The 3,458-nt window shown below is 48.1% G+C and carries 2 protein-coding genes; both read left to right on the top strand.

Annotation, left to right across the window (positions count from 1 at the left end; translation table 11 throughout):
- On the top strand, nt 1–702 hold a 702-nt coding region (gene cmoB, locus D6694_05965; protein ID RMH44299.1), incomplete at its 5' end, for a tRNA 5-methoxyuridine(34)/uridine 5-oxyacetic acid(34) synthase CmoB.
- Nucleotides 703–767: 65 nt separating this feature from the next.
- A partial coding sequence (locus D6694_05970; protein RMH44300.1) for a response regulator occupies nt 768–3,458 on the top strand: 2,691 nt, incomplete at its 3' end.

Genomic DNA, 3,458 nt, shown 5'->3' on the forward strand with positions numbered 1-3,458 from the left:
CCATTTCACTTGTTCGGGATGTGCATCGATACGGAATGGCGCTCCGATTGGAAATGGGAAAGGATTCAACCTCATATCGATTCCCTTGATGGCCGTCGTGTTCTAGATATCGGATGTGGCAATGGCTATCACTTGTGGCGAATGCGCGGCGAAGGCGCAGATTGGGTATTGGGCGTCGATCCGTCCCAGCTTTTTTGGTGCCAGTTCTTAGCCATCCAACATTTCATTCGTGATGGTCGTGTTCACCATCTTCCCATCGGTTTTGAGCATTTACCACGACATCTCGACAAAAAGGGATTCGATAGCGTTTTTTGCATGGGCGTGCTGTACCATCGAAAAGACCCAATCAACTTCATTGCCACACTACGCGACTTCCTGAGACCTGGTGGACAACTTATCTTGGAAACCCTCGTCGTTGAGGGCGATGCCAATACAGTGCTCGTGCCCACCGAACGCTATGCACGTATGAACAATGTTTGGAGTATTCCATCGCCGCAAGCGCTGTGTCACTGGTTAGCCAAACTCAGTTTTGATGACATCCAGGTGGTGGACATAACGCCCACGACAACCGAAGAACAACGTCGAACCGAGTGGATGACGTTCGAGTCACTCGCTGAGAGCTTGATGCCCGATGGCATGACCACCGTGGAAGGACATCCTGCACCGATACGCGCCACGATTTGCGCTCGGAAAAGGCGTTAATGGTGGGTCATTTTGTGCCAGTCCAAAAACTGTGATAGCGTTTTGAGTCGACAGGAGGTGATGACATGACCTACGGCGTTGGCTCTCGAATTCTGGCGCTTGCCATTATCCCAACCCTATTAGTCTCCTTGGCGTTGTCCGTCTATTTTGTCAGCCACAGGCAAGCCGACTTGACCCGGGTCGCAGAGCGTAACGTCGAGCGCGCCACGCAATATCTTGCCCTTGCAGCTTCACCATTTATGCAAACACAAAACCGAACCGCCATCCGACAACTGGTACAAATGACGCATGACATGTTTCAGGGCCAGTTGGATGTCATGGTATTTGACAAAAATCATCAAGCGTTGGCGCCATCGCTATTTCGTAAAAATTATGATGAACTCGTTTGGTCGAAAAAATCACTCCCTGACCACATCAGTGTGCAAAGTCTAGGTGATTCACTCATCGCCTACGCCCCCATCATCGATAGCACACAGCCAAATTCAAACAACGTTCTGGGTTATGTGTCAGTCAGATCAGATCTGACTGGGGAAAAAGTGATTTTGTACGAAACCATTCTGACAAGTTTTATCATTATTGCGGCCGTAATGATTTTGGGAAGCATATTCGCGTTGCAGCAGTCCCAACGCGTCACTCGACCGATCATTGAAATGGCAAAAGCCGTCGACAAAATCCGTAAAGGTGATTTTGACACGCGTGTTTATACCAATGCGACGGGTGAGCTTCTGATTCTCAATGAAGGCATCAATGCGATGGCCGAATCCTTAAAGCGCGCACAAGAAGACATGTTGAAAAACGTCGAGCAAACCACCGCCGACTTAAAACAAACCCTTGAACATCTAGAAATCAAAAATATTGAGCTAACCATGGCGCATCAGGAAGCGCAAAAGGCGAGTCGAATAAAATCTGAATTTCTTTCAAAAGTTTCTCATGAAATTCGTACGCCAATGAATGGCGTCATCGGCTTTTGTAATTTGCTTCTGAAAACTGAGCTAACCCCAAAGCAACGTGAATATCTAGAAACCATACGCCGCTCTGCCAATGGTTTGCTACACATTATTAACGACATCCTAGACTTCTCAAAAATAGAATCCGGCAAATTCAAATTTGAACAAGCCCAGTTCAATATCCGAGAAAGTATTGATGAAGTCATCACACTGCTCGCGCCGACGCTAACGCAGGAAGACAAGGACATCGAACTCGTCGGCATTGTGGACGACGCGGTGCCAGAAGTGATTGTTGGCGACAAATTACGCATCAATCAAGTGCTCATAAATCTCGTCAACAATGCCATCAAATTTACCGAACAAGGCAATGTCGTCATCCGTGTTTCAGTGTTCTCGAAAAAAAAGAGCGAGGTGACGCTAAGAATCGTTGTGTCGGATACCGGACCTGGTTTAACAGCCGAGCAAAAAAAACTGCTATTCCTATCATTTACACAAATTGAAACGGGCACCACGCGCAGATATGGCGGGACCGGCCTTGGCCTGACAATTTGTAAAAGTCTGGTCGAAGGCATGGGAGGGAAAATAGATGTCGACTCTAGACCCGGTGAAGGTTCCGACTTTTGGTTCACAGTTAAATCACCATTGGTGCATGATGGCTTCGATAAACAACCAACCATCAATGGCCATGGCCGCGCCATTGTGTGTTTTGAAAAAAGCCCGCCCGCACAAGAATTTCTCCGTATTGTCTTAACGCGATATCACTTCAAACCAATATTGGTGGACGATGCCGAAGTATTTGTTCGAACCATTCGCGAGTGGCCATATGACACCAGTTTGATTGGCGCCTCAGACACCCCGGTGCTGCTTGTCGCAGCAGAGCCAGCGGACGAGATTTGGCGGTCCCTGTCTGAAATTGAACAACAAATGCATGGGCTGACCGCCTTGACCATCGCCGTCACCCGCCGTCCGGAAATCACCAATGAAGAACACTGGCCAATTCCGGTGAAAGCCATTCTGCCCAAGCCGTACACAGAGTCGGCGCTTCAAAAACATCTTAGAGAAATTTTGCCCGACACGACGAGAAAAACACACCACAAGGTAGCTGAAACACCAAAGTCATACATGACACCGGATGCCGTAGCCTCAAATCAGCCAGTCAAAGCGCTCGTTGTGGACGATAATCCACCTAACAGGAAATTACTCATCGCCATGTTAGAAGCACTTGGCATACAAGCCAGCGAAGCCGCCTCAGGAAAGAGGGCAATTCACTTATGTCAGCACGAATATTTCAATATAATTTTTATGGACATCCAAATGCCAGAAATGGACGGAGTGGAGACAACAGAGAAAATTCGCGCACTAGCCAATTATCGCCATGTCCCGATCATCGCCGTTACCGCGCACGCACTTCCTGAAGAACGCGCTACGTTTGAACATTCCGGGTTTAACGAATGTCTCATCAAGCCAATCGATGAGCAACCACTAAAAGAAATCGTTGACCGGTGGGTACAACTTCCCATACTCGCCGCCTCGAAAAACCACCTGCCCGAAACTTTGAAAAAGAAGTTTAAGGGTAATGAACAGTTGGCAAAGGAAATGCTGCAAATGTTTTACGATGAGCTACCAACACACATCACAGCCATTGAAGGTGCACTCAGCAACAACGATCTCGAATCGCTGCGGCAGCGGGTCCACAAGCTCCACGGTGCCGTGGCTTATCTTATGCTAGACCCGATCGTTCAGATGGCCAATGAGTTGGAAACAGCATTGAAGCGAAACCAGCAGATAGACGATGACATTCGAAGCCAA

The organism is Gammaproteobacteria bacterium, from assembly GCA_003696665.1.
GTDB lineage: Bacteria > Pseudomonadota > Gammaproteobacteria > Enterobacterales.